The 22,162-nt window shown below is 27.1% G+C and carries 27 protein-coding genes and 2 tRNA genes; 27 read left to right on the plus strand and 2 right to left on the minus strand.

The features are described from left to right. The 11 genes from rsxA (at nucleotide 1) to HMPREF0078_RS02630 (ending at nucleotide 10,357) form a co-directional block, all read left to right on the plus strand. Complete coding sequence (gene rsxA, locus HMPREF0078_RS02580; RefSeq protein ID WP_004838526.1) at nucleotides 1–576, plus strand: electron transport complex subunit RsxA; 576 nt, start codon at nucleotides 1–3, stop codon at nucleotides 574–576. A 12-nt stretch (nucleotides 577–588) separates the two neighbouring features. After that, nucleotides 589–1,386, plus strand: a complete 798-nt coding sequence (locus HMPREF0078_RS02585) for an RnfABCDGE type electron transport complex subunit B (protein WP_039920429.1) — start codon at nucleotides 589–591, stop codon at nucleotides 1,384–1,386. A gap of 111 nt (nucleotides 1,387–1,497) precedes the next feature. Further along, entirely contained in the window at nucleotides 1,498–1,887 is a 390-nt protein-coding gene (locus HMPREF0078_RS02590; RefSeq protein ID WP_004838528.1) for a NusG domain II-containing protein, read from the plus strand. Beyond that, entirely contained in the window at nucleotides 1,884–2,402 is a 519-nt protein-coding gene (locus HMPREF0078_RS02595; RefSeq protein WP_004838529.1) for a Gx transporter family protein, read from the plus strand. Before HMPREF0078_RS02590 ends, HMPREF0078_RS02595 begins: the two co-directional genes overlap by 4 nt. Then, nucleotides 2,395–3,075 carry a RadC family protein gene (gene radC, locus HMPREF0078_RS02600; RefSeq protein ID WP_004838530.1) on the plus strand — a complete coding sequence of 227 codons (681 nt, stop codon included), beginning with the start codon at nucleotides 2,395–2,397 and terminating at the stop codon, nucleotides 3,073–3,075. The genes HMPREF0078_RS02595 and radC overlap by 8 nt, the downstream gene beginning before the upstream one ends. 9 nt (nucleotides 3,076–3,084) lie before the next feature. Next, nucleotides 3,085–4,098: a rod shape-determining protein gene (mreB, locus tag HMPREF0078_RS02605; protein ID WP_004838531.1), complete on the plus strand. Its 1,014-nt coding sequence runs from the start codon at nucleotides 3,085–3,087 to the stop codon at nucleotides 4,096–4,098. 2 nt (nucleotides 4,099–4,100) lie between these two features. Next, nucleotides 4,101–4,931 carry a rod shape-determining protein MreC gene (mreC, locus tag HMPREF0078_RS02610; protein WP_004838532.1) on the plus strand — a complete coding sequence of 277 codons (831 nt, stop codon included), beginning with the start codon at nucleotides 4,101–4,103 and terminating at the stop codon, nucleotides 4,929–4,931. Nucleotides 4,932–4,940: 9 nt separating this feature from the next. Next, nucleotides 4,941–5,432, plus strand: coding sequence for a rod shape-determining protein MreD (gene mreD / locus HMPREF0078_RS02615; protein ID WP_004838533.1), 492 nt, complete (start codon nucleotides 4,941–4,943; stop codon nucleotides 5,430–5,432). An 11-nt stretch (nucleotides 5,433–5,443) separates the two neighbouring features. Next, a complete protein-coding gene (locus HMPREF0078_RS02620) occupies nucleotides 5,444–8,806 on the plus strand; it encodes a penicillin-binding transpeptidase domain-containing protein (protein WP_004838534.1) in 3,363 nt (1,120 codons plus the stop codon). 1 nt (nucleotide 8,807) lies between these two features. Then, nucleotides 8,808–9,434: a hypothetical protein gene (locus HMPREF0078_RS02625; RefSeq protein WP_004838535.1), complete on the plus strand. Its 627-nt coding sequence runs from the start codon at nucleotides 8,808–8,810 to the stop codon at nucleotides 9,432–9,434. After that, nucleotides 9,431–10,357, plus strand: coding sequence for a ribonuclease E/G (locus HMPREF0078_RS02630; RefSeq protein WP_004838536.1), 927 nt, complete (start codon nucleotides 9,431–9,433; stop codon nucleotides 10,355–10,357). The genes HMPREF0078_RS02625 and HMPREF0078_RS02630 overlap by 4 nt, the downstream gene beginning before the upstream one ends. Here the strand turns inward: HMPREF0078_RS02630 and HMPREF0078_RS02635 are convergent. Further along, nucleotides 10,354–10,629: a GIY-YIG nuclease family protein gene (locus HMPREF0078_RS02635; RefSeq protein WP_004838537.1), complete on the minus strand. Its 276-nt coding sequence runs from the start codon at nucleotides 10,627–10,629 to the stop codon at nucleotides 10,354–10,356. The two genes, HMPREF0078_RS02630 and HMPREF0078_RS02635, sit on opposite strands and share 4 nt — an antisense overlap. Further along, nucleotides 10,626–11,222 carry a regulatory protein RecX gene (locus HMPREF0078_RS02640; RefSeq protein ID WP_004838538.1) on the minus strand — a complete coding sequence of 199 codons (597 nt, stop codon included), beginning with the start codon at nucleotides 11,220–11,222 and terminating at the stop codon, nucleotides 10,626–10,628. Before HMPREF0078_RS02640 ends, HMPREF0078_RS02635 begins: the two co-directional genes overlap by 4 nt. Nucleotides 11,223–11,549: 327 nt before the next feature. Between HMPREF0078_RS02640 and HMPREF0078_RS02645 the strand changes: the two genes are divergently transcribed. The 16 genes from HMPREF0078_RS02645 to rpmF all read left to right on the plus strand — a co-directional run bounded on the left by HMPREF0078_RS02645 (nucleotide 11,550) and on the right by rpmF (nucleotide 22,123). Continuing rightward, nucleotides 11,550–11,626: transfer RNA gene (locus HMPREF0078_RS02645), tRNA-His, on the plus strand. Between the two features lie 3 nt (nucleotides 11,627–11,629). Then, nucleotides 11,630–11,715: transfer RNA gene (locus tag HMPREF0078_RS02650), tRNA-Leu, on the plus strand. Between the two features lie 119 nt (nucleotides 11,716–11,834). After that, on the plus strand, nucleotides 11,835–12,773 hold the full coding sequence (locus HMPREF0078_RS02655; protein ID WP_004838539.1) for an ABC transporter ATP-binding protein: 939 nt from the start codon (nucleotides 11,835–11,837) through the stop codon (nucleotides 12,771–12,773). A gap of 1 nt (nucleotide 12,774) precedes the next feature. Continuing rightward, entirely contained in the window at nucleotides 12,775–13,860 is a 1,086-nt protein-coding gene (locus HMPREF0078_RS02660; RefSeq protein WP_004838540.1) for an ABC transporter permease, read from the plus strand. After that, complete coding sequence (locus HMPREF0078_RS02665; RefSeq protein WP_004838541.1) at nucleotides 13,847–14,968, plus strand: ABC transporter permease; 1,122 nt, start codon at nucleotides 13,847–13,849, stop codon at nucleotides 14,966–14,968. Before HMPREF0078_RS02660 ends, HMPREF0078_RS02665 begins: the two co-directional genes overlap by 14 nt. Before the next feature lie 152 nt (nucleotides 14,969–15,120). Further along, entirely contained in the window at nucleotides 15,121–15,843 is a 723-nt protein-coding gene (gene pyrH, locus HMPREF0078_RS02670; protein ID WP_004838542.1) for a UMP kinase, read from the plus strand. Then, on the plus strand, nucleotides 15,833–16,390 hold the full coding sequence (gene frr / locus HMPREF0078_RS02675; RefSeq protein WP_004838543.1) for a ribosome recycling factor: 558 nt from the start codon (nucleotides 15,833–15,835) through the stop codon (nucleotides 16,388–16,390). Before pyrH ends, frr begins: the two co-directional genes overlap by 11 nt. Further along, complete coding sequence (locus HMPREF0078_RS02680; RefSeq protein WP_004838544.1) at nucleotides 16,391–17,488, plus strand: type II secretion system F family protein; 1,098 nt, start codon at nucleotides 16,391–16,393, stop codon at nucleotides 17,486–17,488. Between the two features lie 10 nt (nucleotides 17,489–17,498). Next, nucleotides 17,499–17,879: a prepilin-type N-terminal cleavage/methylation domain-containing protein gene (locus tag HMPREF0078_RS02685; RefSeq protein WP_039920434.1), complete on the plus strand. Its 381-nt coding sequence runs from the start codon at nucleotides 17,499–17,501 to the stop codon at nucleotides 17,877–17,879. Continuing rightward, complete coding sequence (locus tag HMPREF0078_RS02690; protein WP_004838546.1) at nucleotides 17,880–18,575, plus strand: prepilin peptidase; 696 nt, start codon at nucleotides 17,880–17,882, stop codon at nucleotides 18,573–18,575. Between the two features lie 7 nt (nucleotides 18,576–18,582). After that, nucleotides 18,583–18,990 (plus strand): type II secretion system protein, encoded by a 408-nt coding sequence (locus tag HMPREF0078_RS02695; RefSeq protein WP_004838547.1) that lies wholly within the window; start codon nucleotides 18,583–18,585, stop codon nucleotides 18,988–18,990. Next, nucleotides 18,983–19,297, plus strand: coding sequence for a competence type IV pilus minor pilin ComGE (gene comGE, locus HMPREF0078_RS02700; protein WP_004838548.1), 315 nt, complete (start codon nucleotides 18,983–18,985; stop codon nucleotides 19,295–19,297). The genes HMPREF0078_RS02695 and comGE overlap by 8 nt, the downstream gene beginning before the upstream one ends. After that, on the plus strand, nucleotides 19,294–19,764 hold the full coding sequence (locus HMPREF0078_RS02705; protein ID WP_004838549.1) for a prepilin-type N-terminal cleavage/methylation domain-containing protein: 471 nt from the start codon (nucleotides 19,294–19,296) through the stop codon (nucleotides 19,762–19,764). Before comGE ends, HMPREF0078_RS02705 begins: the two co-directional genes overlap by 4 nt. Beyond that, nucleotides 19,761–20,675: a hypothetical protein gene (locus HMPREF0078_RS02710; RefSeq protein WP_004838550.1), complete on the plus strand. Its 915-nt coding sequence runs from the start codon at nucleotides 19,761–19,763 to the stop codon at nucleotides 20,673–20,675. Before HMPREF0078_RS02705 ends, HMPREF0078_RS02710 begins: the two co-directional genes overlap by 4 nt. A gap of 11 nt (nucleotides 20,676–20,686) precedes the next feature. Next, nucleotides 20,687–21,874 carry an acetate/propionate family kinase gene (locus HMPREF0078_RS02715; RefSeq protein WP_004838551.1) on the plus strand — a complete coding sequence of 396 codons (1,188 nt, stop codon included), beginning with the start codon at nucleotides 20,687–20,689 and terminating at the stop codon, nucleotides 21,872–21,874. 69 nt (nucleotides 21,875–21,943) lie between these two features. After that, entirely contained in the window at nucleotides 21,944–22,123 is a 180-nt protein-coding gene (gene rpmF / locus HMPREF0078_RS02720) for a 50S ribosomal protein L32 (protein WP_004838552.1), read from the plus strand. The last annotated feature ends 39 nt before the right edge of the window (nucleotides 22,124–22,162 follow it).

Below are 22,162 nucleotides of genomic sequence, written 5' to 3' on the forward strand. Positions count from 1 at the left end.
ATGTCAGAATTATTTTCAATAATTATTGCATCAATTTTTGTAAATAACTATGTATTGGGACAATTTTTAGGAATTTGTCCAACACTTGGTGTAACAAGTAAAGTTGAAACTGCAAAAGGAATGGGAGCTGCAGTAATTTTCGTAGTAACCTTATCTTCAATTATTACTTGGGTTATCCAATATTATATATTAGATCCATTAAAAATTGGATATTTACAAACAGTTGTATTTATTTTAGTAATCGCTTCATTAGTACAAACAGTAGAGATGATTATGAAAAAATCAATGCCAAATCTTTATGAAGCTCTTGGTGTTTACTTACCATTAATTACAACTAACTGTATAGTACTTGGTGTAGCTATTAAAAATATAAATGAAAGTTATAATTTATTAGAAACAACAATAAACGCAGCAGCTGCTGCAGTAGGTTTCTTAATTGCTTTAGTAATACTTGCTTCTATAAGAGAAAAAATCGAAGATAACGACTTGCCAGAAGCTTTCAAGGGTGGACCTATTACTTTGATTACTCTAGGTCTAATGTCAATTGCCTTTATGGGCTTTGCAGGATTAGCATAGAGGAGAAATGTGATGAATAATATATTAATTCCAACACTTGTATTAGCCGTATTAGGATTTATACTAGCTGGCTTATTGGGTGTTATTAGTAAAAAATTTGAGGTTGAAACAGACCCAATTGTTGAAAGAGTTAGAGAGGCACTTCCTGGAGCAAACTGTGGAGCTTGTGGTTATCCAGGTTGTGATGGTTGTGCAAATGCAATTGCAAAGGGAGAAGCTCCTGTTTCTGCTTGTGTAATTGGTGGACAATCTGTAACAGATGCAGTTGCAAGTGCTATGGGTGTTGAGTCAGCTGGAGCTGGGGATAAACAAGTTGCAGTTGTAAAATGTAATGGAACTTGCGAAAATGCAAAAGATTTATACGAATATGCAGGTCTTGAAGATTGTAGAGCACAAATTGCTTTATTTGGCGGAAAAAAAGCTTGTAATTATGGTTGCCTTGGTTGCGGCTCATGTGTTAAAGCCTGTGAATTTGACGCTATACATATGGTGGATGGAGTAAGTGTTGTAGATAAGGAAAAATGTGTGGCTTGTGGAGCTTGCGTTAAAACTTGTCCAAAAAATATTATTGAGCTTGTTCCTTATTCACAAAAAGCAATTGTAAAATGTTCTTCACACGATAAAGGAAAAGATGTTAGAGGAAATTGTAAAGTCGGATGTATTGGTTGTTCAATTTGTGCAAGAACTTATCCAGAAGGATTTACAATGGATAATTTCTTATCAAAAGAAACAATATCTGATAATTTAGATCTAAATCTTTTAAAAGAAGCTGCAGAAAAATGTCCTGCAAAATGTATTGATGTTGAATAAAAAATAAGATAAAGATTTGACCATCGAAATAAATCGGTGGTCTTTTTTTATTTGGATTTTTTAAATTGACATTAATCTGTTTTAAATGATAAACTCTTATAAGAGGTAGATATGAAATTAAAAAAAAGAGATATTTTTGTTATTTTATTACTTTTTTTATTAAGCTTGAGTATGGCTTTTTTTGTGCAAAAAATTAAGTCGGGAGAAGATGGAAATTTTTTGAGAGTTGAGCTTAATGGGAAAGAATATGGTAAATATCCACTTAATAAATATAAAAAATTTAAAATTAAAATTGATGACGATGAATATAATATTGTTGAGATAAAAAATGGGCAAGTTAGTATGAAGAAAGCTAATTGTAGAGATTTGCTTTGTACTCACATGCCTAGTATAAAAAAAGTTGGAGAAACTATAGTTTGCCTTCCTCATAGATTGATTTTAGAAATTGTTTCTGAAAAAGAGGATAGCAATGAGGAAGAAATTGATAAGGTGGTTGGATGAAGAATAAAACTTTAAAAGTATATGTAAATTTATCGCTTTTTGTCGCTTTATCTCTTGCTATTTCTTTGATTGAATCTATGGTGCCAATGCCTGTTCCAATTCCTGGTGCTAGGCTTGGTTTTTCGAATATAATAATATTAGTTGCTATTTATATTTATGATTATAAAAAGGCTTTGGCTGTAAGTATATTGAAATCTTTTTTGTTGGTTTTGATTACTGGATCAGTAATGAGTTTTTTCTATTCTTTTGTTGGAGCTATTTTTTCTACAACTGCTATGTATTTTTCACTTAAAAAGGTAGATGATGATTTTTCACTCATTGGAGTTAGTGAAATTGGTGCTTTTTTCCATAATTTAGGTCAAATTATTGTTGCAATATTTTTTATGCAAAATATAAAGATGTTTTATTATTTTCCAGTTTTAGTTTTTATAGGAATTTTTACTGGATTTTTTGTTGGTTTGAGTTCTAATTTTATAATTGAGCATTTAAAGAAACTTGGTGTTATAAATGAATAAAAAAATCAAAGATTTGGACCTTAGTCAAAGACCAAGGGAAAAGTTGAAAAATGAGGGATATGCAAGTTTGAGTGATGAGGAATTGTTAGCAATTCTTATCGAAACTGGCTCTAAGAAGAAAAATGCTATTGAACTTGCTAGAGAAATTTTAAATACTTTTTCTAGCGAGGAGCTTTTGTCTATAAGTATTGAGCAATTAAATGGAATTGATGGGATAAAACTTGCCAAGGCTAGTAAAATTATTGCCGCTATCCAGCTTGGTAAAAGACTCACTGAGAAAATTGTTAATAAAGAAATCACAAGTATTAATTCTTGTGAAGATGTTTTTAATTTGATGAAAAATAAATTTATAGACACAAAAAAAGAACATTTCTATGCTATATTATTAGATACAAAAAACGTGATTATTAGCAAGGAGTTGATTTCTACTGGGGATCTTAACTCTTCTATTGTTAATCCTAGGGAATGTTTTATTTCGGCTGTAAAAAAGAGTGCAAATTCTGTGATTTTTGTACATAACCACCCAAGTGGAAATCCAAATCCTTCTTGTAATGATAAAGAGATTACTCAAAGATTGGTTCAAGCAGGAGAAATTTTGGATATAAAAGTATTAGATCATATTATTATTGGCAATAATAAATATTTTAGTTTTAGACAAGAAAATATTATATAGGAGAATAAAATGAATTTTAGAATTATGGCAGAAGACCTAGCAATTGATTTGGGTACTAGCTGTATTAAAGTTTTTAAGAAAAATGAAGGGGTTGTAATTTCTGAACCATCTGTTTTAGTTCTTGACCACCAAAATAAGGAAATAAAAGCTATTGGTCAACAAGCTAAGGAAATGATTGGAAAAACTCCTGATGAAATTATAGTACAAAGACCTATTGAAAAGGGTGTTATATCTGATTTTAATTTAACTGAGGCAATGTTAAATTATTTTTTCCAAAAAATAAATCCTGGGTTTTCGGTTGTTCAACCAAGGGTTGTTGTTTGTGTTCCTAGCGGTATTACTGACATTGAACAAAGAGCTGTTGAAGATGCTTCTTTGCATGCTGGAAGTAGGGATGTAATAATGGTTGATGAATCACTTGCGGCTTGTTTTGGAGTTGGACTTACTCCAGAAGATCCAAGAGGTATTTTGACTTTAAATCTTGGGGCTGGAACAAGTGAGATTTGTGTAATAAGCCTGAATGGAATTGTTGCTAGCAAAACTTTAAAAATGGGCGGAGATGACATCGATAAAAATATCCAAAATTTTTTGAGAGAAAAGAAAAAAATCGAAGTAGGTATAAATACAGCAGAGCTTATTAAAAAGGAATTGCTATCACTTAGACTTAAAGATAAGGATATAGGAATGGAAGTTGAAGGTAGAGATGTAAAAGATGCTCAACCTAAAAGAATAAAAGTTACAAGTGAAGAAATAGCACCTTGTATAAGTGAATTTGCTGATAGTCTAATAGAGATGATTTATTTAGTAATGGAAAAAACACCGCCAGAATTGTCCAGTGATATTAAAAATGATGGATTTTTAATGACTGGAGGTATGGCAAATGTTAGAGGTCTTCGTGAATATATTGAAAAAATAATTAATTTAAAGGCGAAAATATCTGACAAACCAGAATTAGATGCTATAAAAGGTGCAGGCTTAATTATGGAAAATCCAGATAGATTTTTAAAATATCAAAGTAGGTAAGTATGGCTTATAGAAGAAAGAAAAAAAACAATAAACATTTTTTTATAACGGTTATTTTGTTAGTATTGTTGATATTTACATCAAGCCTTACTGATGATTTGGTAGAGGCTGGTAATAATATAACAAATACCATATTTAAACCCGTAAACAAAGCTTCTTATTCAATAACTTCAGAAATAATTAAAGCTATAGAAGATACAATTGGTTCAAAGCAAACAAGAGCCGAAGTTGAAAAATTAAAGATAGAAAATCAAAATCTTTTAAAAGAAAATGCAAACTTAATGGAAGTTATTAATAGAAAAGATTTTTTGAAAGCTGAAAATGATGCTATAAAAAATCAAAAATATGAATACGTCAAAGCTCAAGTTATTAATTCTGATGTAAAAAGTATGCAAGAATCATTTTTTATAGACAAGGGAAAAAAAGACGGAATAAAAGTTAATGATGTAATTTTGCAAGCTATAGGAAATAGCGAGTATTCATCTGCTGTTATAGGAAAAGTTGTAAAGGTAAATTCAACAACAAGCAAGATTGAAACAATAAAAAATTCATCAAATGACGTTTCCTTTATTAATTCTAGAAGTGGAGATTATGGGGTTATTGATGATTATAAAAACAAAAAAATTAGTGGTTATATGCTAGAAGTGTCTAGTGATGTTAAAAATTCTGATACATTAATTACAAGTGGTATAGGGGGAGTTTATCCTAAGGGTTTATATTTGGGAGAAATTTCTAATGTAATTATGAGCAAGGATTCTCTAAGAAAAAATGTAACTATTGATTCGCCAGCAGATTTTACCCATTTGTATAGGGTTTTGGTTCTTAGAAAGTAAGGTAGATATATGAATAAATTTAAAACATTTTTAATAGCTTTTATTTCTTTTATCCTACAAGTTAGCGTCTTTTCTAAGGTGGATATATTTGGAGCAAATATCAATATTATAGTTGCATTTGTAATATGTTTATCCTTAACGCTTGGGTCTAAGAGTGCTTCTTATACGGGGCTTGTTATTGGTTTGTTGGAAGATCTTATGTTTTCAAAAATAATTGGTGTAAGAGCTTTATCATATTTTTTGATAGGTCATGTAGTTGGAGATGAAAAGTTTAGATTTAGTAGCGATAAAAAAACAGGTTTGATTTTAACTTTTGTTTTTACTATATTAAACTTTTTATTTGTAAGTTTAATAACATATATTTTTAATTCAGATATAGTTGTTATTAAAAATTATTTATTTGTACCAATTTTGGTAGAAGCTTTATTGAATACTTTAATGTATTTAATCTATCATATAATAATAAAAAAACTAATGTATATTCCAACATATAGGATATAGGGGTGTAAGTTTTGAGAAAACAAAAAGAAAATAGAATAACTATTTTGCAAATAGTTTTTGGTCTAATGTTTTTTGCAATTTTTGTGAAATTATTTATCCTTATGATAAATCAAGGAGAACATTACAGAGACTTATCAGATAATAGAAAAGTTCAAGAAGTTGACGAAATTGCAAGTAGAGGAGATATTTTAGACAGAAATGGAAATGTTCTTGCTACAACAGTTCCATCTTTTGCTGTGCAATTATATAAAGATAAACTTACAAGCTTGGATGATGAAGATAGGATAAAGGCTGTAAATTCTTTGGTAAATATTTTGGAAGAAGCAGGTGTAAATTACCAAAATGATTTTGATATTAGACTAAATTCATTCCAATACAAAAGTGAGGATGATTATTTCAAAGAAGAAAAATCACCAGAAGATAAAATTGTTGATATAATAGTTGAAAAAAATTTAACAAGAGAAATAGTAGGATCTTTTAGCAACAAAGATGGGATAAAATATGAAACAATAAAAACTGCCCTTCTTGCCTTGAAAAAAAGAGGAATAGATATTCCTATATTAGTTAAGCAAAAAAATAATAAACTTAACTTAGTATATAAGGAAAATGCAAAAGAAAAATTAAAAGCATTAGGTCATAGCACAAAAGATGATCCTCTTGACGTTGTTGTTAGTGCAATTGGCGACGATAAGTCTGTTATAAAAAATATACTTGAAAATAATCAAGCAAGATTATTAACTTATAATATTTTAAAAGAAAAAAATTTAGAATCTAATGTGATTTTAAAAGATTATAGTTTGATGGCAGATGAAAAGCTCATACAAAAAAAAGCTAGTTTAAATGATGGCTATCCAGAAATAAAATTAGATACAAAAGCTAGTGATGATTTTTATGAAATTGTAAAAAAATCTTCAATCAAAGAATTTTTAAAATCAGCAAGCTTAAATGAAGAAGATGGTTCTTACTTAATTCCGGCAAATATTTTGATAGAAAAATTGGAAAACAAAGGTATATATGCAAACTTTACAACAGAAGTAAAAACCGAAACAAAAGATAAAAAAAACATATATTCTGTTGATATAAAATTTAAAAATTCTCAAGCTGGAGATCCAGCAGAAGAATTGGCAAATCTTGCTGACAAACATAAATTATTGAAGGGCGTAATCTTAGATAAAGATTTAAAATATTTGGCACAAAATGCTAATGCTATAAATAACGTCTATCCATCAATCGATATTTCAGAAGATAAACCAAGCAAATGGGATTATACTTTTAATGTTGCCAAAAAAGATTTCTTTGAATATTATGCAAGCAGAGATAAAAATGAAAGTCGAGATAAGGTTGTAAAAAAACTAAATAAAGCAAAAAGCGCAAAAGAAGTTCTTGATTATATAAAATCAGTGTCAGATATAAAAAATAACAATGACTATGAGGCTTGTGGGATTTTGACAATCGATAGCATTATTAATAGGCAAGGCTCTTTTGGTTTTAGACCAATTAATTTAGTTTATAATTTAGATGATTCGACTGTTCTAAGAATTGAAGAAAATATTGACAAATCAAAGGGAATTAGTGTGGCAACAATTCCTATAAGATCTTATCCAAATAGAAATTTGGCAAGCCATATTTTAGGCTACATGGGACCAATAGCAACCGATGAAGAAGTAGAAAAATATGTAAAAAAAGATTCATATTTAAGAGATGAAATTGTCGGCAAAACTGGAATTGAAGAATCATATCAAGATACTCTTAGGGGAAAAAATGGAAAAAGTATTGTAACGGTTGATTCATCAGGAAATAGAATTGAAACATTATCAAAAACTCCATCAGAGCCAGGAAATGATGTTTATCTTTCCATAGATGCAAATTTGCAAGCACAAGCAGAAAAATCTCTTTCAAAAGTTCTAGAATCAATTAGAACAGGTAAAACCTATGAATCTGAATATGGGAATTTTAATACTAGCGAAATTGCTCCTTATTCAACAAATGGAGCAGTTGTTGTAAGCAATGTAAAAACTGGAGAAGTTCTTGCAATGGCTTCATATCCAAGTTATGATCCTAATTTATTTTCTACAGGAATTTCTTCTTCTGATTGGGAAAGCTTACAAGTAGATGATGATTCATCTGTTCTAGCAGCAAGACCTATGTTAAATGTGGCAAGTCAAACTGCTGTTATGCCTGGATCTACGTTTAAATTAGTTACTTCTTTGGCAGCTCTTGAAAAAGGATTAAATCCACAAATGACAAATTATTGTAATGGTTTTATGGATATAGGAAGTAGGAGATTTTCTTGTTTAATTTGGTCAACAACTGGTGGCAACCATGGAGAAGAAAATTTATATGATGCAATTAGAGATTCATGTAACTATTACTTTTATTGTTTGGCTTTGGGAGAAAATCCATCTACTGGCAAAAGCCTTGGATTTAAACTTGAACTAAGTGATGTAAAAAAAGCTGCTAGTACTTTGGGATTAGATGAAACTTCTGGAATAGAAATAAATATTCCACAGGAATCAAGTGGAAATATACCATCTGTTGAAAAGAAATTAGAAGTTACAAAATCATTAATGAAGAAGTACCTTGATAAAAATATAAAAAAATATTTGAAAAAAAATGTTAAAAAAACAAAATCTGAAATTGAAAATGATAAAAATGAACTTGTAAAATTAGCGGATAATCCAAATTCTATAAATAGAAAAAAATTAATAGAAATGATTGATAAAATGGGTTATGAACCATTAGAAATCAAAAAAGATGATAGGGCAGGTCTTGCTGATACTTTAAAATTTACTTATCTAAATCAAGCAAAATGGGATATAACAGATATGTTAAATATAGTTATAGGACAAGGGCAAAATTCATACACGCCACTACAAATGAATAGAGTTATCTCTACAATATCAAATGGTGGTTATTTAAATAAATACACATTAATAAAAGAAGTAACAAACCATAATTCGAAAGATATTTTATATCAAAATCAAGTTAATCATAAAAAAATTTCTATTAAAGATGATAAATATTTGGAAGATATAAAATATGGTGCCTTGTTAGTTGCACAAAATAATGCTATTTTAAATAGAATGCCTCTTGAAGTTGGAGTAAAAACAGGAACAGCAGAAGTTGAAGGTAAAAATCCAGATGGAAGTGGTTATGATCCTTATGCATGGATGATTGGATTTGCTCCATACGATGATCCAGAAATTGCAATATCAATAATTTTAACTCAAGGAGGAACATCATTTAATGTTTCACCAATTTTTAGAGACATAGTTTGCAAATATTTTGATATAAAAATAAATCCAGATAAGCAAAATCTTCTTAATGAAGTAAATACCGAAGGTAATAATCAAGAAAATACACAAGGAGAATAAAATGGATATATATTTAATAAATTCAAAAAATCAAAATGAATTAAATTTTATAAAAGATTTTTCAAAAATTTTGTCTAAGGATAAGTCTGTTTTGATTCTCTCATTTGAAAGGAACAAGGATTGTAATATTGAAGATTTATTTGATATGGGAGGAATGATCACATACGATATATGTGATTATTTCCTTGACCTTGTAGGTCTTGAAAAAATTATTAGAAAAACTTGTGATAATATAGATATTGCCATAGCTCCATTAATTAATTCAAAATATAAAATAAAAAAAGAAGATATATCAAGTCTTTTGGGAAAAATAAATTATTATGATGTCCTTATTGTAAATGGTTTAGATAAAGATTTAATAGATGATAAAAAAGTAATTAAAATTATTGATGAAAGTAAAATCAATGAAAACTTTGTTTCCGATTATTTTTTTATTGAAAGTAATGACAAATATTTTGATATTAGGGAATATAGACATGAAATTCTTGCTAAACCTTCAAAATTTTTAGGTTTAAAATCAAAAGATACATCCTATGAAAATATTATTTCAAATCTTTTGAATGAAAAAAATGAAAATATCGAAAAAATTGGATTTTTTGAAAAATTAAAGAAGAAATTAGCAAAATGAAATCATACATTTTTGTAGATTATAAAGAAAAAGCCTTTGGCAAAATTGTCGATAACAAGCTTTTTGAATTTAAATTTTATTCTCCATATTTGTTCAATATTTATAGGGCAAAAGTAGTAAATAAAATTGATTCTATTAATGCTTATTTTTTGTTGTATGATGATGGCAAAAAGGCTTTTTTAAAATCAAATAAAAAATTTAAAATTGGAGATAATGTAATTTGCCAAATTATTAAAGAAGAATTTGACGATAAATTAGCAACTATGAGCGCAAATTTTAGAATCGAAAATGAAGATTATTATTTGTATAGGTTCAAAAATAAGGGATTTCCAAAATTGAAAAAAGGTAGAAAGAAAAATTTTGAAAATTATAATAAATTACTTGAACTTAAAGAAAAATTAATAAATGAAGAAAATTTTACGCCTTCTCCAAAACTCTTGAAAACTTACAATGAATTTGACTTATATTGTGAAAAAAATAAAGATTTGGAACTTGTTGAGCTTGATATAAAAAATAATAAAATTATTTCAGATTCAATAAAAAACATTAAGGAAAAAAAGATTTACAAAGGCGATTTATCAATAATAATCAATGATCTTGAAACGCTTTGCTTTATTGATGTGAATTCATCAAAGAAAAAATCAACTATGGATAAAGATGATTTTTATTATAAGGTTAACGAAGATTTGATAGATTTTATTTTTTACAATTTAAATCTTAGAAATATTGGCGGTATGGTCGTTATAGATTTTTTAAAATCTAGTAAAAATGATCAATTGATTGATAAAATAAACGAAAATATAAAAAAATATTTTGACACTTACGAAATATATGGCTTTACAAATATGGGACTATTTGAATTGTCAATAAAAAGAAGAGGAGAAAGCCTCTATAAAAAATTAAAAGAAAAAGAGCTTATCTAATCGATAAGCTCTAATTTTTTTCTATCAAAATTATCCACAATATTTTCTTTGAATTTTTTGTTTAATCTTTTTATTCTATATTCAATTTTCATAGCCTTATTTTTATCAGAAACTTCTTTATAAAAAACCAACTTGCAAGGTCTTCTTGCTCTTGTATATTTTGCACCAATTCCCTTGTTGTGTGTTTCCAATCTATTTTGTAAATTATTAGTCCAACCAGTGTAGAGACTTCCATCAGAACATCTTAAAATATAAACAAAAGCATTTTTCATTTGAACAAATCACCCAACACATCACTTATAATATCATAAGAAAATCCCCTAGAAGCAAGAAATCTATATACTTTATTTTTATCATTTACACTTTCTTTTTTATTAAGACCTGCATCATAAGCTTTTTCATACTCTTCATCATAGGAAATTTCATCCAAATAAGTATCAATTAAACTATCATCAATAAATTTGGACTTTAATTTATATCTAATTTTACCCTTGGACCAATTATTTATCCTTGATTTATCATTTATATAAGATTTCACATAAGCTTTATCATCAATTAAACTATATTCAGTCAAAAAATCAATAACCCTAGAAATCGAATCATTATTGAATTTTTTCTCCTTCAATTTTTTTTTCAAATCGAAAGAAATCTTTGCACCGTAAGATAATTGTTTTAAAGCTTCATTTTTACATCTATTAAAGTCATTTTCCCTTAGAATATCCTTATACAAATCAAAATCAATAACCGCTCCAACAGATAAACTTAAATCATTAAAAAAATCATAAGAAATATAAAAAAATTCATTTGAAATGGTAATTTTTACCAAATTATATTTATCAGAATATTCAATATTTTCAACAATCATAATGATTCAACAGCATTCATAATAATAGGAATAACCATAGACAAAACAATTACAACAGCAAAAATTTTTAAAATCATTTTGCTATTAGATTTTTTCTTCATAAAATCACCTCTAAATATATCTTTCTTAAAAGTATTTTACTATAAGAGATATTTTTTGTAAAACATAAAAATGAAAATAAATTTGCATTAATTTTTTATTAGTGGTATTATATATAAGTCGAAAGAGAAAGGCCCTTGTAAAATGTAAAAATATTTTGAATATTTTACACTTTGCTTGACAAGTGATTTGATTGGATGTATACTTGTATAGTAAGTTATTTATTTGGTGGGTATGGTCCAGTTGGTTAAGACACCTGGTTGTGGCCCAGGAGATCGAGAGTTCGAATCTCTCTACTCACCCCATACGCGGGATTGGCGGAATTGGCAGACGCGCTAGACTTAGGATCTAGTGAGATTTTCTCGTGAAGGTTCAACTCCTTTATCCCGCACCAGAAATTTTTAGACGTTAGTAATAACGTCTTTTTTTTATGCTAATTTTTACAATATTTTTACATTTTTATAATATTTTTACTCATTCTTATATGCTAAAATAAATAAAAGGAGAAAAATCATGGTTAATAAAGTTATTGAAGTTAGGTCTTTGGTTAAAAAATATAAAGATTTTATTGCTGTTGATAATTTGGATTTGGATTTATATGAAGGAGAAATTTTGGGGCTTTTGGGACCTAATGGTTCTGGAAAATCTACTAGCATTTCTTGCATTCTTTCTTTACTAAAAAATGATGGAGGCTCTATTAAAATTTTTGGCGAAGAAATGACTGCTGATTCATTTAATATTAAGAAAAAAATTGGTGTAGTTTTTCAAGATGTTGGTGTTTATGATGAGCTTAATGTTTATGAAAATATAGATTATTTTTGCGGTCTATACATAAAAGATAAAAATAAAAGAAAAATTCTCGTAAAAAAAACTATAGATCTTGTTGGTCTTGGTGATTTTGTTAAATTTAAACCTAAGCAATTATCTGGTGGACTTCTAAGAAGGTTAAATATTGCTTGTGGAATAGCTCATAAGCCTGACTTAATTATTTTTGATGAACCTACTGTTGCAGTTGATCCTCAATCTAGAAATAATATTTTGGAAGGGATAAAAAAGTTAAATGAAGATGGAGCAAGCATTATCTACACTTCTCATTATATGGATGAGGTTGAAAGCCTTTGTGATTACATTGTTATTCTTGATAAGGGAAAAATAATTGCAAAAGGCGATGCTGAAAGCTTAAAGGATACCATAAATTTAAAGGAAAAAATTTCTTTTGAATCTGATGATTTATCAGATGACTTGATTGAAAAAATAAAAGCTATGGATTCTTTGATTGATTTTTCTATAAAGGGAAGAAATTGTAAATTAAGTTTTTCTAAAGATTCAAATATTTTAAATCTTGTTGATATATTAAATTCATTTGAAACAAAATATGACCATCTAAGCTCAAGTAGACCTAGTTTAAATGATGTATTTCTTGAATTGACTGGAAAAGAATTGAGGGATTAGTATGTTCGTTCACAGTTTTAAAAATACTTTTAAAGTTTTAATTAGGGATAAAAGTCTTATTTTTTGGTCTTTGATATTTCCTTTAATCTTGGGATTTTTCTTTAATATTGCTCTTGGTAATATAAAAAATTCAATGAAATTTGAGCCTATTAATGTTGTTGTAAAAGATGGTTTGAGAGATGATAAATATTTTGATGATTTTTTGAAAACATTAGAAAAAGAAAAAATATTTAAAATTTGTGATAAAAAAAAGATGGATGATGAAAAAATCACTGCCTACATAAAAGATTATGACAAAGTAGAATTTAAAAAATCAGGTCTATATGAATCGATTGTTGAAAGTATTTTGAATGCTTATCTTAGAAAAGGGATTATGGCAAAGAAAATTTTTAGAAAAAATCCTAGTTTTAATCCCAAGATATTAACTGAAAGTTCAAACCATATAAAGAATATTTCAAAGAAAAATATAAATATTGTTAACACATTTTTCTATGCTCTTATTGGCATGCAGGCATTGTATGGATTTAGTTTTGGACTTTTGGTTATTTATAATTATGAAGCAAACCTATCAAGTCTTGCAAAAAGAAATGCAATAGCTCCTATAAAAAAATCAATAAGCCTTTCAGCATCAATTTTGGCAGGATTTATAATAAACTTTTCCATAGTCTTATTTACAATTTTATTTTTTAATAAAATTTATAAAATAGATTTTTCTAATAAGTTAGGTCTTTTAATATTTCTTATAGGTCTTGCAAGTTTATTTGGAGTCTTGTTTGGGTGTTTAATCGGCTTATCCAATAAGGCTAGTATAGAAATAAAAAGTGGAATAGGAATAGCTGTAAGCATGCTTTTTTCATACCTGGCTGGAATGATGAATTCTGATGTGAAAATATTAATCCAAGAAAATTATCCTATAATAAACAAACTTAATCCAGCAAGCTTAATTAATGATGGAATTTATAGTCTTTATTATTATGATACTTTGGATAGGTATTGGGAGAATATAGGATATTTATTGTTTTTGACTTTGCTATTTGGATTGATTTCTTATTTATTAACAAGGGGTAGACAATATGATAGTATTTAAAAATTATTTTAAAATAATAAGAGGACATACAAAGGCAATAGCCTTATACACAATAATTTTTATGTCCTTACTTATATTTTCTAATTCTACTAATACCAATTCCAATGTTTATAAAAAAGAAAAGGCAAAAATTTATATAGAAGACTCATGCCAAAGTGATTTATCAAAATCTTTTATTACATATATGGAAAAAGAAAATAAAATTGTTGATCTTAAAGGAAAAAATATTGATGATAATTTATTTTATGGAATAGTAACAGCCTATATAAAAATTCCAGAAAATTTTGATAAAGAAAGAAAAGTTGAAATAAAAAAGAGCCAAAGTGCAAAATATTATCAATATGTAAAAGAATCAGTAAACTTATATTTAGATCAAATTTCGCTTTATGAAAAAGCAGGTTTAAATCTTAATGATGCAATCAAAAATACGAAGAAAGATTTTCAAAAGAAAGTGAAAATTTCTCTAAAAAAAGATAAGGGTCAAATTATACCTGAAAAAATTTTATTTTTCTTTAACTTTTTATCTTATGTATTTTTAAGTCAGATAATTTTGGTAGTTTCTTTGGTTAGCCTGACTTATAAAAATAAAAATATCAGTCAAAGAAATTTGATTTCTCCTTTAAGTAAAACAAAAAGAAATTTGCAAATACTTTTGGGTAATATTTGTTTTGCTATTTTTTCTTGGATTCTTTATATCATTGCATTTTTTGTTTTAAATGGGAAAGAAGATTTATCCAACAGAATAATATATATGATGATAAATTCATTGATTTTTGCCTTATCTACAGTTAGTCTTGCTCTTTTTATTTCGAAATTAATAAGTAATAGCAATATTATGATGGCTGTAATGAATATATTTGCTCTAGGCTCATCATTTTTAACAGGGGTTTTTGTACCTCAAGAGATTTTAAGTAAAAACGCCCTTTTATTAGCTAGAGTTTTTCCAAGCTTTTATTATGTAGCAAACAATAATATGATAGCAAATGATTTTTCAAAAGAAATATTTTTAAATAATATTTATATTCTTGTAGGATTTGGAATAATTTTTGCTTTGATAAGTTTAGTATTAGATAAATTTTCGTCATTTAATAAAAATCCTATAAAATAATAAAAATATAAAATTTTCCATTTTTGATATAGATAGAATTTTTTGAATATGGGTATCTATATTTATAGTAAACTATTTAATAAATTTTTATTAGCTATAACTTTATCAATATAAAAAAATAGTATATAATTTTACTAATAGGAGGAAAAGTTTTGCGAGATATAAAAAGAGTAGTTTTAAAATTAAGTGGAGAAGCACTAGCAAAAGATAAGGGATTTGGTTTTGATGATGACACCATTGATCTTATTTGCGAAAATATAAAAAAAGCTAGAGACAAGGGACTTGAAATTGCCATAGTTGTTGGCGGTGGAAATTTCTGGAGAGGTAGAAGCGGTCAACATATTGAACGTGCAACAAGTGATACGATTGGTATGCTTGGAACTGTTATGAATGGTCTTAGAGTTCAAGATACTCTTGAAAAAATGGGACTTGAAACAAGACTAATGACTGCAATAAATATGCAAGAAGTTGCTGAGCCTTACATAAGAAGAAGGGCTGTAAGACATCTTGAAAAGGGAAGAATTGTAATTTTTGCAGCAGGCACTGGTCTACCATATTTCTCAACTGACACAACAGCATCTCTTAGGGCTTTGGAAATTAATGCTGATATGATTTTATTAGGTAAAAAAGGAACTGATGGAATTTATGATAAAGATCCAAACCAATTTGATGATGCCGTAAAATATGAAAAATTAACCTATAGTGAAATTTTACAAAAAAGATTAAAGATTATGGATTCTACAGCAACAAGTTTGTGTATGGATAATGATATGCCAATCCTTGCTTTCGGAATTGATAATCCAGAAAATTTAGTTAAAATAGTTGAAGGAAAAGAAATTGGTACAATTGTAAAGGAGAATTTTGATGTACGATAAGATTATTAAAGATACCGAAGCTTCGATGAAGAAAGCTTGTGAATCATTCGAAATTAGAATATCAAAAATTAGAGCAGGCAGGGCTAATGATTCTATATTGGATGGAATTACATTTTCATATTATGGAACTCAAACACCAATTAACCAAGCTGCAACCATATCTACACCAGAGCCAAGACTTTTAGTTATTAAACCTTGGGATAAATCTAATATTAAAGAAATTGAAAAGGCTATTAATAAATCTGATTTAGGAATAAATCCACAAAATGATGGAGAAGTAATTAGACTTCCATTCCCAGCTTTGACTGAAGAAAGAAGAAAAGAACTTACAAAGCAAGTTTCTGAATATTCTGAAGATAGCAAAATTCAAATTAGAAATATAAGAAGAGATTCAATGGATATAGCAAAAAAAGCTGAAAAATCTGCAGACTTAACAGAAGATGATTTATTTTCAATAGAAGAAGATATACAAAAAATCACAAAAAAATATATCGATAAAGTCGAAAAAACTGTTGAAAGCAAAAATAAAGAATTACTTGAAGTTTAATTGAATAAAATAAAATTTGATAAGCTGAAGGCTTTTTTAAACAAGGATATAGGAAAAGCTAGGATAAATTCCAATATTTTATCCTTATTTTTAAAGCAATTAAGTTTACTTATTGACTCATCGGTATCCTTATACGATAGTTTAATGATAATAATTGACCAAAGACTTGACAAGAAATTGAACAAGGCTTTGGTCAATGTATCATTAGCCCTAAAAAAGGGAGACGAAGCTTATGTGGCTTTTAAAAAAGAAGAAAAAGCCTTTGGACCTATTGTTACAGCTTTTGTAAAAAGTGGAGATGCAAGCGGAAATCTTTCAAAGATTCTTGATGAGTTATCTACATATATGACCGAAGAAAGTAAAAACAAAAATCAAATAAGTGAAGCTTTGATTTATCCTATAATTTTATTAATTGTTACTATAGGAGTTGTTATAACGATTTTAACAAAAGTTATGCCTACTTTTATAGAAGTTTTTGAAGAAAATGCAAGAAGCTTACCAATAGCTACAAAAATTCTTTTAAATATTTCAGATTTTTTTAATAAAAATGGCTTGCTTATTTTATTAATAATTTTTATTTTTGTTTTTACAATAATTTTACTAAGACGTAAAGATAAATACAGAAATAAAATTGATGAAAGCTTATTTAAAATTATATTTTTTAAAAAATTTAGACTTTTAAATATAGAATACCAAATTTCTTCGCTTTTATATATCCTAAAAAAGGGCGATGTAGATATTGTTGAAAGTATTGATATAATAAAAAATTCTTTCAAAAATCAATATTTAAAACAAATTCTAACAAATGTAGAGGAAAGCTTAAAATTAGGTAATAATTTATCAAGGTCTTTGGATAAGGAAAATGTTTTTACAAAATTATTTATAGCAATGATAAAGGTCGGCGAAGACAGCGGAGATATGACAAAATCTCTCAAAAAAGCCTCTAATTATTATGCTAATGAATATATTTACAGATTAAAAAGAATATCAAGATTAGCTGAACCTTTTTTGATACTTTTTATGGCTTTAGTAGTTGGATTTGTAGTTTTTTCTATTGCCATACCAATGTTTGATTCGGTTAATGCCATTAATTTTTAAGGAGAAGTTAATGTTTAAAAAATTTAAAAATAAAAAAATAGGATTTACTCTTATTGAATTAATTATTGTAATTGCAATTATAGCCATACTTGCAGCAATAGCTATACCAAAATATCAAAAATCAAAAAAACAAGCGGCAATAACTGCTCACAATGCAAATGTGTCAATGTTAAAAACTGCAGCTAGCGTAAAATTAAATGAATTAAATGCAAATGATAGCGAAGTAACTTGGACAAAAGAAAGTGAAGATTCACTTCAATATGTAGAAAAATGGCCTGAGATTCCAAAAGGAATTGGACTAGATTCAAAGGAATATAAAGTAACAATTGATCCTGAAAATTCAACAATTACAATTGAGCCTAATACAATTGATTTAAAAGAGAAAAAATAGATGATTAATATAATTTATTTTTTCTTGGGAGCGATATTCGGTTCATTTGCACATTCATTGTGTGATAGAACACTTAGAGGAGAAAATATTGCTTATCCACCAAGTCACTGCTCATTTTGTAACAATAAAATATTAAAAAGAGATCTTATACCTATTTTTTCTTACATAAATTTAAAAGCAAGGTGTAGATTTTGCCAAAAAAAGATCCCATTTTCATATATTCTTTATGAAATAATAGGGGGTCTTTTATTTATATTTGCTATGAAAGAAAAAACTTTTATGGAAGGAAGTTTGATTTTTTTATCTCTAATTTTTTCTTTTGTAATAGCTATGATTGATTTTAAAAGCATGGAAATATATATGGGATATGTTTATATTTTAGCTTTTATTGGATTAATATATAGAATTTTTTATTTGGGATTTGATTTTGAATTTTTTAAAATTATTTTAATTTTTACTTTCCTATATTTTTTAATTTATTTTATATCTAAGAAAAATATAGGAGATGGAGATTATTTTTTCTATTTAGCCTTATTTTTATTTTTAGAAAATGAAAGAATTTTATATTTAATTTTAGGCTCTATTTGGATTGGAGCGATTTTTGCAATTATAATAGCTATCAAGAAAAAATCAATGAAAATAATGATTCCATTTTGTATTTATATATTTATTGCTTATATTATAAGTCTTTTGTGAGGTGTTTATGAAAAAAAGAGCCTTTACTTTAATCGAATTAATAGTAACACTTGCTATAATTTCTTTGATTTCAAGTGTGATTTTAATAAAATCAGGTTTGATACCAAAACTTCAAGAAAAAAAAGAAATTGAAAACCTGCAAGCTGATATAAATTATTGCAGAGAAAAATCCTTAGTTACAGGTTATAAATATAAAATAAATATAGACATTAATAAATACGCAATAAAAAGAGCTGATGATAATGAAATGGTAAAAGAAGTTTTTTTAAAATATATAAAAGCAAACACAAAAAATACTTTTGTATTTAGACCAACAGGAAGTGTAGAGGGAGCAAGTACGATTTATTTTTCTTCTTCTAACAAAAAATATTCTATTATAGTGTCGCCGATTGCTGGAAGGATAAGATATGAATAAAAATAAAAAAGGATTTACCTTGATTGAAATAATTATTGCTCTAGCTCTTATAAGCATAATAAGTATATATTTACTTCCATCACTTTTTTCTATTTATGAAAATTCCAGAAAAATAAAAGATGATTCTAAAATTTTATTTACAATGCAGAAAGTTTTAGAAATATCAAAAAATAGGGATGAAGGAGAATATGAAGATTTAGAAAATGGTTTTAAAATTAATACAAGAATAGAATCCTATAATGAAAATTTGAAATACATAGAAGTAGTATGTGATAAATATAATTTAGAAGTGGTGGTAAAAAAATGAGAAAAAAAGGCTTTACCCTTTTAGAATTAATTTGTGCCATAGCCATCGGATCAATTCTTATAGTCTTGATAAATAATATTGTAAAAACAAATCTTTCAATTAGTCAAAAAACCTATGAGGATGAAATTGACTATAAAAATTCAACAAATTGTATTTTGTATATAGAAAATGTTATAAGAAAATCAGATAAAATAATTGACTTTAAAAATGAAAATAATTTTAAATTATTAATTAGTGAAGGTAAAAATAAGTCTACATATAGATTTGAACAAAATGGAAAAAAATTATACGTTTATATCAATAATTTAAATTCAAGTAGCCAAAGAGAAATAAAAATTCCAATAGGATATTGTAGTGATTCAAAAATATCTTATGATAAAAATGATGATTCATTTACGATAGATATTGATTTTTATGAAAAAGAAGGAAATTCAAATTACAAAACTTATATAAGGAGGCTTGAATGAAAAAAAGAGGACTTTTATCCATTTATGTTCTGATAATTTTACTTCTTTTATCAGTAAGCCTAACCTTTATATTTGAGCAGGCGATAAATAACAATGATTCAAATAAGGACTTGTACAATAGGAAAAAAGCAATTTACGAATTAGAATCACTTTATGCCATAATTGTAGATGGTAAAAAAACTTTGTTGGAAGATGTTGAGATAGTAAATGAAAATGATGACAATTTGTGGCATCCATTTTATTTTGATTATTTTGATGAAAAAGAAGAAGTAAAAATTCAAAAACAAAATGGAAAAGAATTTGTATTAAGAAGTGTAAAAAAAATTGGAAATTCAAAGGCTATATTAGAAATGGTTTTGGATTTAAGAAATAAGTATGCGCTAAGAGAAAATAAAAAAATAATACTTGATGAAAATTTCGGCGAATTTTATAAAAATTTGAATTTTAAACAAAATAAATTTGAAGAATTTGAAAATTTTACATTAGAAAATGATTTAGAAAATCGATTTTTAAAAATTGGTGGACAATTAATTGTAAAAAGAGAGAAAGAAAAGATTACATCAAGCGAAATTCCAAATGATGATAATTTAGAGAAAAATCAGAGCAATTTATCAAATGAAGAAAAAAATTTTTCCAATAAAATTAAGACACCAAGACGAATTAGTGGTATAGTAATTATTGGTAAAGATTTGATTTTGGAAAATGATTTAGTTTTGGATGGTTTGCTTATAATAAAAGGCGGCATTATTTCAAAAAATAATAGCAAACTTATTATTGATGGGCAATTAATATCAAAAAATGATTACACTAATATAGTTGATTATTCATACAATGAAGAAAAATCGCTAGATTATATTGATGATATAGAAAATCCAAAATTTATTGAAATTAAATCAAAAAAAGTATTTTAATGGAGGAATAAATGAAAATATTAGTTATCAATTGTGGATCTTCATCTTTAAAATATCAATTATTTGATATGGACAATGAAGAAGTTTTAGTAAAAGGTCTTGTAGAAAGAATTGGAATAGATGGATCAAGACTTAAACAAGAAAAAGGCGACGACGAATATATAATTGAAGAAGATATGAAAGACCATACTGAAGCAGTTAAACACGTATTTGATGCTATAACTGATAAAGAAAATGGTGTGATTTCAGATTTATCTGAAATAGATGCAGTTGGCCATAGATTTGTTCATGGTGGAGAAAAAATTACAAAATCTGTTGTAATTGATGACGAAGTTAAAGAAGCTGTAAAAGAATATTCAAAGTTTGCACCATTACACAATCCAGCAAATATGATGGGACTTGAAGCTTGTGAAAAACTTCTACCAAATGTAAAAAATGTTGCAGTATTTGATACAGCATTCCACCAATCGATGCCAGAAGAAAATTTCCTTTATGGAATTGATTATAAATACTACGAAGACCAAGCTGTTAGAAAATATGGTTTCCATGGAACAAGCCATGATTTCATTACACAAAAAACAGCAAAAGTTTTAGAAAAAGATCAAAAAGATTTAAATATGATTTCATGCCATTTGGGAAATGGATCTTCAATTTGTGCAGTTAAAGAAGGAAAATCATTTGATACAACAATGGGACTTACACCACTTGAAGGACTTGTAATGGGAACAAGAAGTGGAGATTTAGATCCAACAGTTGTGACATTTTTGATGAATGAATATGGATATGATACAAAAAAAATGGACAATGTCCTAAATAAAGAATCAGGAGTTCTTGGAGTTTCTGGAGTATCATCAGACTTTAGAGATCTTGAAAATGCTGCAAATGATGGAAATAAAAGAGCAGATATTGCTTTAAAAATGTTTGCTAATAGAGCAAAAAGATATGTAGCAGGATATATGGCAGAAATCGGAAAAACTGATGCAATTGTATTTACTGGTGGAATCGGAGAAAATTCTGCAACAATGAGAGCTGACATAATGAAAGGCTTTGAACAATTTGGAATTAAAATTGATCCAGAAAAAAATAATGTTCGTGGCGGATGTCATTTAATCTCAACTGATGATTCAAAAGTAAAAGTTTTTGTAATAGCAACAAACGAAGAATTAATGATTGCAAGAGACACTAAAAAACTAGTATAGCTTGACAATTTTAACATTTACTTATATAATGTTTAAGATTGCTAAAACTCATAACTAGGAGGTGTTAGAATGGCAGTACCTAAGAGAAGAACATCAAAAACAAGAAAAAATAAAAGAAGAGCTTCAGCTTACAGATTAAATAAATCAACTTATGTAGAGTGTCCAAATTGTCATGAACCAATGTTACCACATAGAGTTTGTCCAAGCTGTGGTTATCATAAAGGCAAAGAAGTTCTTGAGTTAAATTAAGATAGTGGTAACACTATCTTTTTTTAATATCAAAAATAA

The sequence above is a fragment of the Anaerococcus vaginalis ATCC 51170 genome (genome assembly GCF_000163295.1).
Classification (GTDB): Bacteria; Bacillota; Clostridia; order Tissierellales; family Peptoniphilaceae; genus Anaerococcus; species Anaerococcus vaginalis.

Bases quoted from the DNA above. Each gene is read 5' to 3' on its own strand.
- mreC (WP_004838532.1), top strand. From the start codon at position 4,101: ATGGCTTATAGAAGAAAGAAAAAAAACAATAAACATTTTTTTATAACG.
- HMPREF0078_RS02690 (WP_004838546.1), top strand. From the start codon at position 17,880: ATGATTAATATAATTTATTTTTTCTTGGGAGCGATATTCGGTTCATTT.
- frr (WP_004838543.1), top strand. From the start codon at position 15,833: ATGTACGATAAGATTATTAAAGATACCGAAGCTTCGATGAAGAAAGCT.
- HMPREF0078_RS02660 (WP_004838540.1), top strand. From the start codon at position 12,775: ATGTTCGTTCACAGTTTTAAAAATACTTTTAAAGTTTTAATTAGGGAT.
- HMPREF0078_RS02595 (WP_004838529.1), top strand. From the start codon at position 1,884: ATGAAGAATAAAACTTTAAAAGTATATGTAAATTTATCGCTTTTTGTC.
- HMPREF0078_RS02635 (WP_004838537.1), bottom strand. From the start codon at position 10,629: ATGAAAAATGCTTTTGTTTATATTTTAAGATGTTCTGATGGAAGTCTC.
- HMPREF0078_RS02640 (WP_004838538.1), bottom strand. From the start codon at position 11,222: ATGATTGTTGAAAATATTGAATATTCTGATAAATATAATTTGGTAAAA.
- HMPREF0078_RS02685 (WP_039920434.1), top strand. From the start codon at position 17,499: ATGTTTAAAAAATTTAAAAATAAAAAAATAGGATTTACTCTTATTGAA.
- HMPREF0078_RS02590 (WP_004838528.1), top strand. From the start codon at position 1,498: ATGAAATTAAAAAAAAGAGATATTTTTGTTATTTTATTACTTTTTTTA.
- rpmF (WP_004838552.1), top strand. From the start codon at position 21,944: ATGGCAGTACCTAAGAGAAGAACATCAAAAACAAGAAAAAATAAAAGA.
- rsxA (WP_004838526.1), top strand. From the start codon at position 1: ATGTCAGAATTATTTTCAATAATTATTGCATCAATTTTTGTAAATAAC.
- HMPREF0078_RS02585 (WP_039920429.1), top strand. From the start codon at position 589: ATGAATAATATATTAATTCCAACACTTGTATTAGCCGTATTAGGATTT.
- HMPREF0078_RS02715 (WP_004838551.1), top strand. From the start codon at position 20,687: ATGAAAATATTAGTTATCAATTGTGGATCTTCATCTTTAAAATATCAA.
- HMPREF0078_RS02705 (WP_004838549.1), top strand. From the start codon at position 19,294: ATGAGAAAAAAAGGCTTTACCCTTTTAGAATTAATTTGTGCCATAGCC.
- mreB (WP_004838531.1), top strand. From the start codon at position 3,085: ATGAATTTTAGAATTATGGCAGAAGACCTAGCAATTGATTTGGGTACT.
- mreD (WP_004838533.1), top strand. From the start codon at position 4,941: ATGAATAAATTTAAAACATTTTTAATAGCTTTTATTTCTTTTATCCTA.
- HMPREF0078_RS02655 (WP_004838539.1), top strand. From the start codon at position 11,835: ATGGTTAATAAAGTTATTGAAGTTAGGTCTTTGGTTAAAAAATATAAA.
- radC (WP_004838530.1), top strand. From the start codon at position 2,395: ATGAATAAAAAAATCAAAGATTTGGACCTTAGTCAAAGACCAAGGGAA.
- HMPREF0078_RS02665 (WP_004838541.1), top strand. From the start codon at position 13,847: ATGATAGTATTTAAAAATTATTTTAAAATAATAAGAGGACATACAAAG.
- HMPREF0078_RS02625 (WP_004838535.1), top strand. From the start codon at position 8,808: ATGGATATATATTTAATAAATTCAAAAAATCAAAATGAATTAAATTTT.
- HMPREF0078_RS02710 (WP_004838550.1), top strand. From the start codon at position 19,761: ATGAAAAAAAGAGGACTTTTATCCATTTATGTTCTGATAATTTTACTT.
- comGE (WP_004838548.1), top strand. From the start codon at position 18,983: ATGAATAAAAATAAAAAAGGATTTACCTTGATTGAAATAATTATTGCT.
- HMPREF0078_RS02695 (WP_004838547.1), top strand. From the start codon at position 18,583: ATGAAAAAAAGAGCCTTTACTTTAATCGAATTAATAGTAACACTTGCT.
- HMPREF0078_RS02630 (WP_004838536.1), top strand. From the start codon at position 9,431: ATGAAATCATACATTTTTGTAGATTATAAAGAAAAAGCCTTTGGCAAA.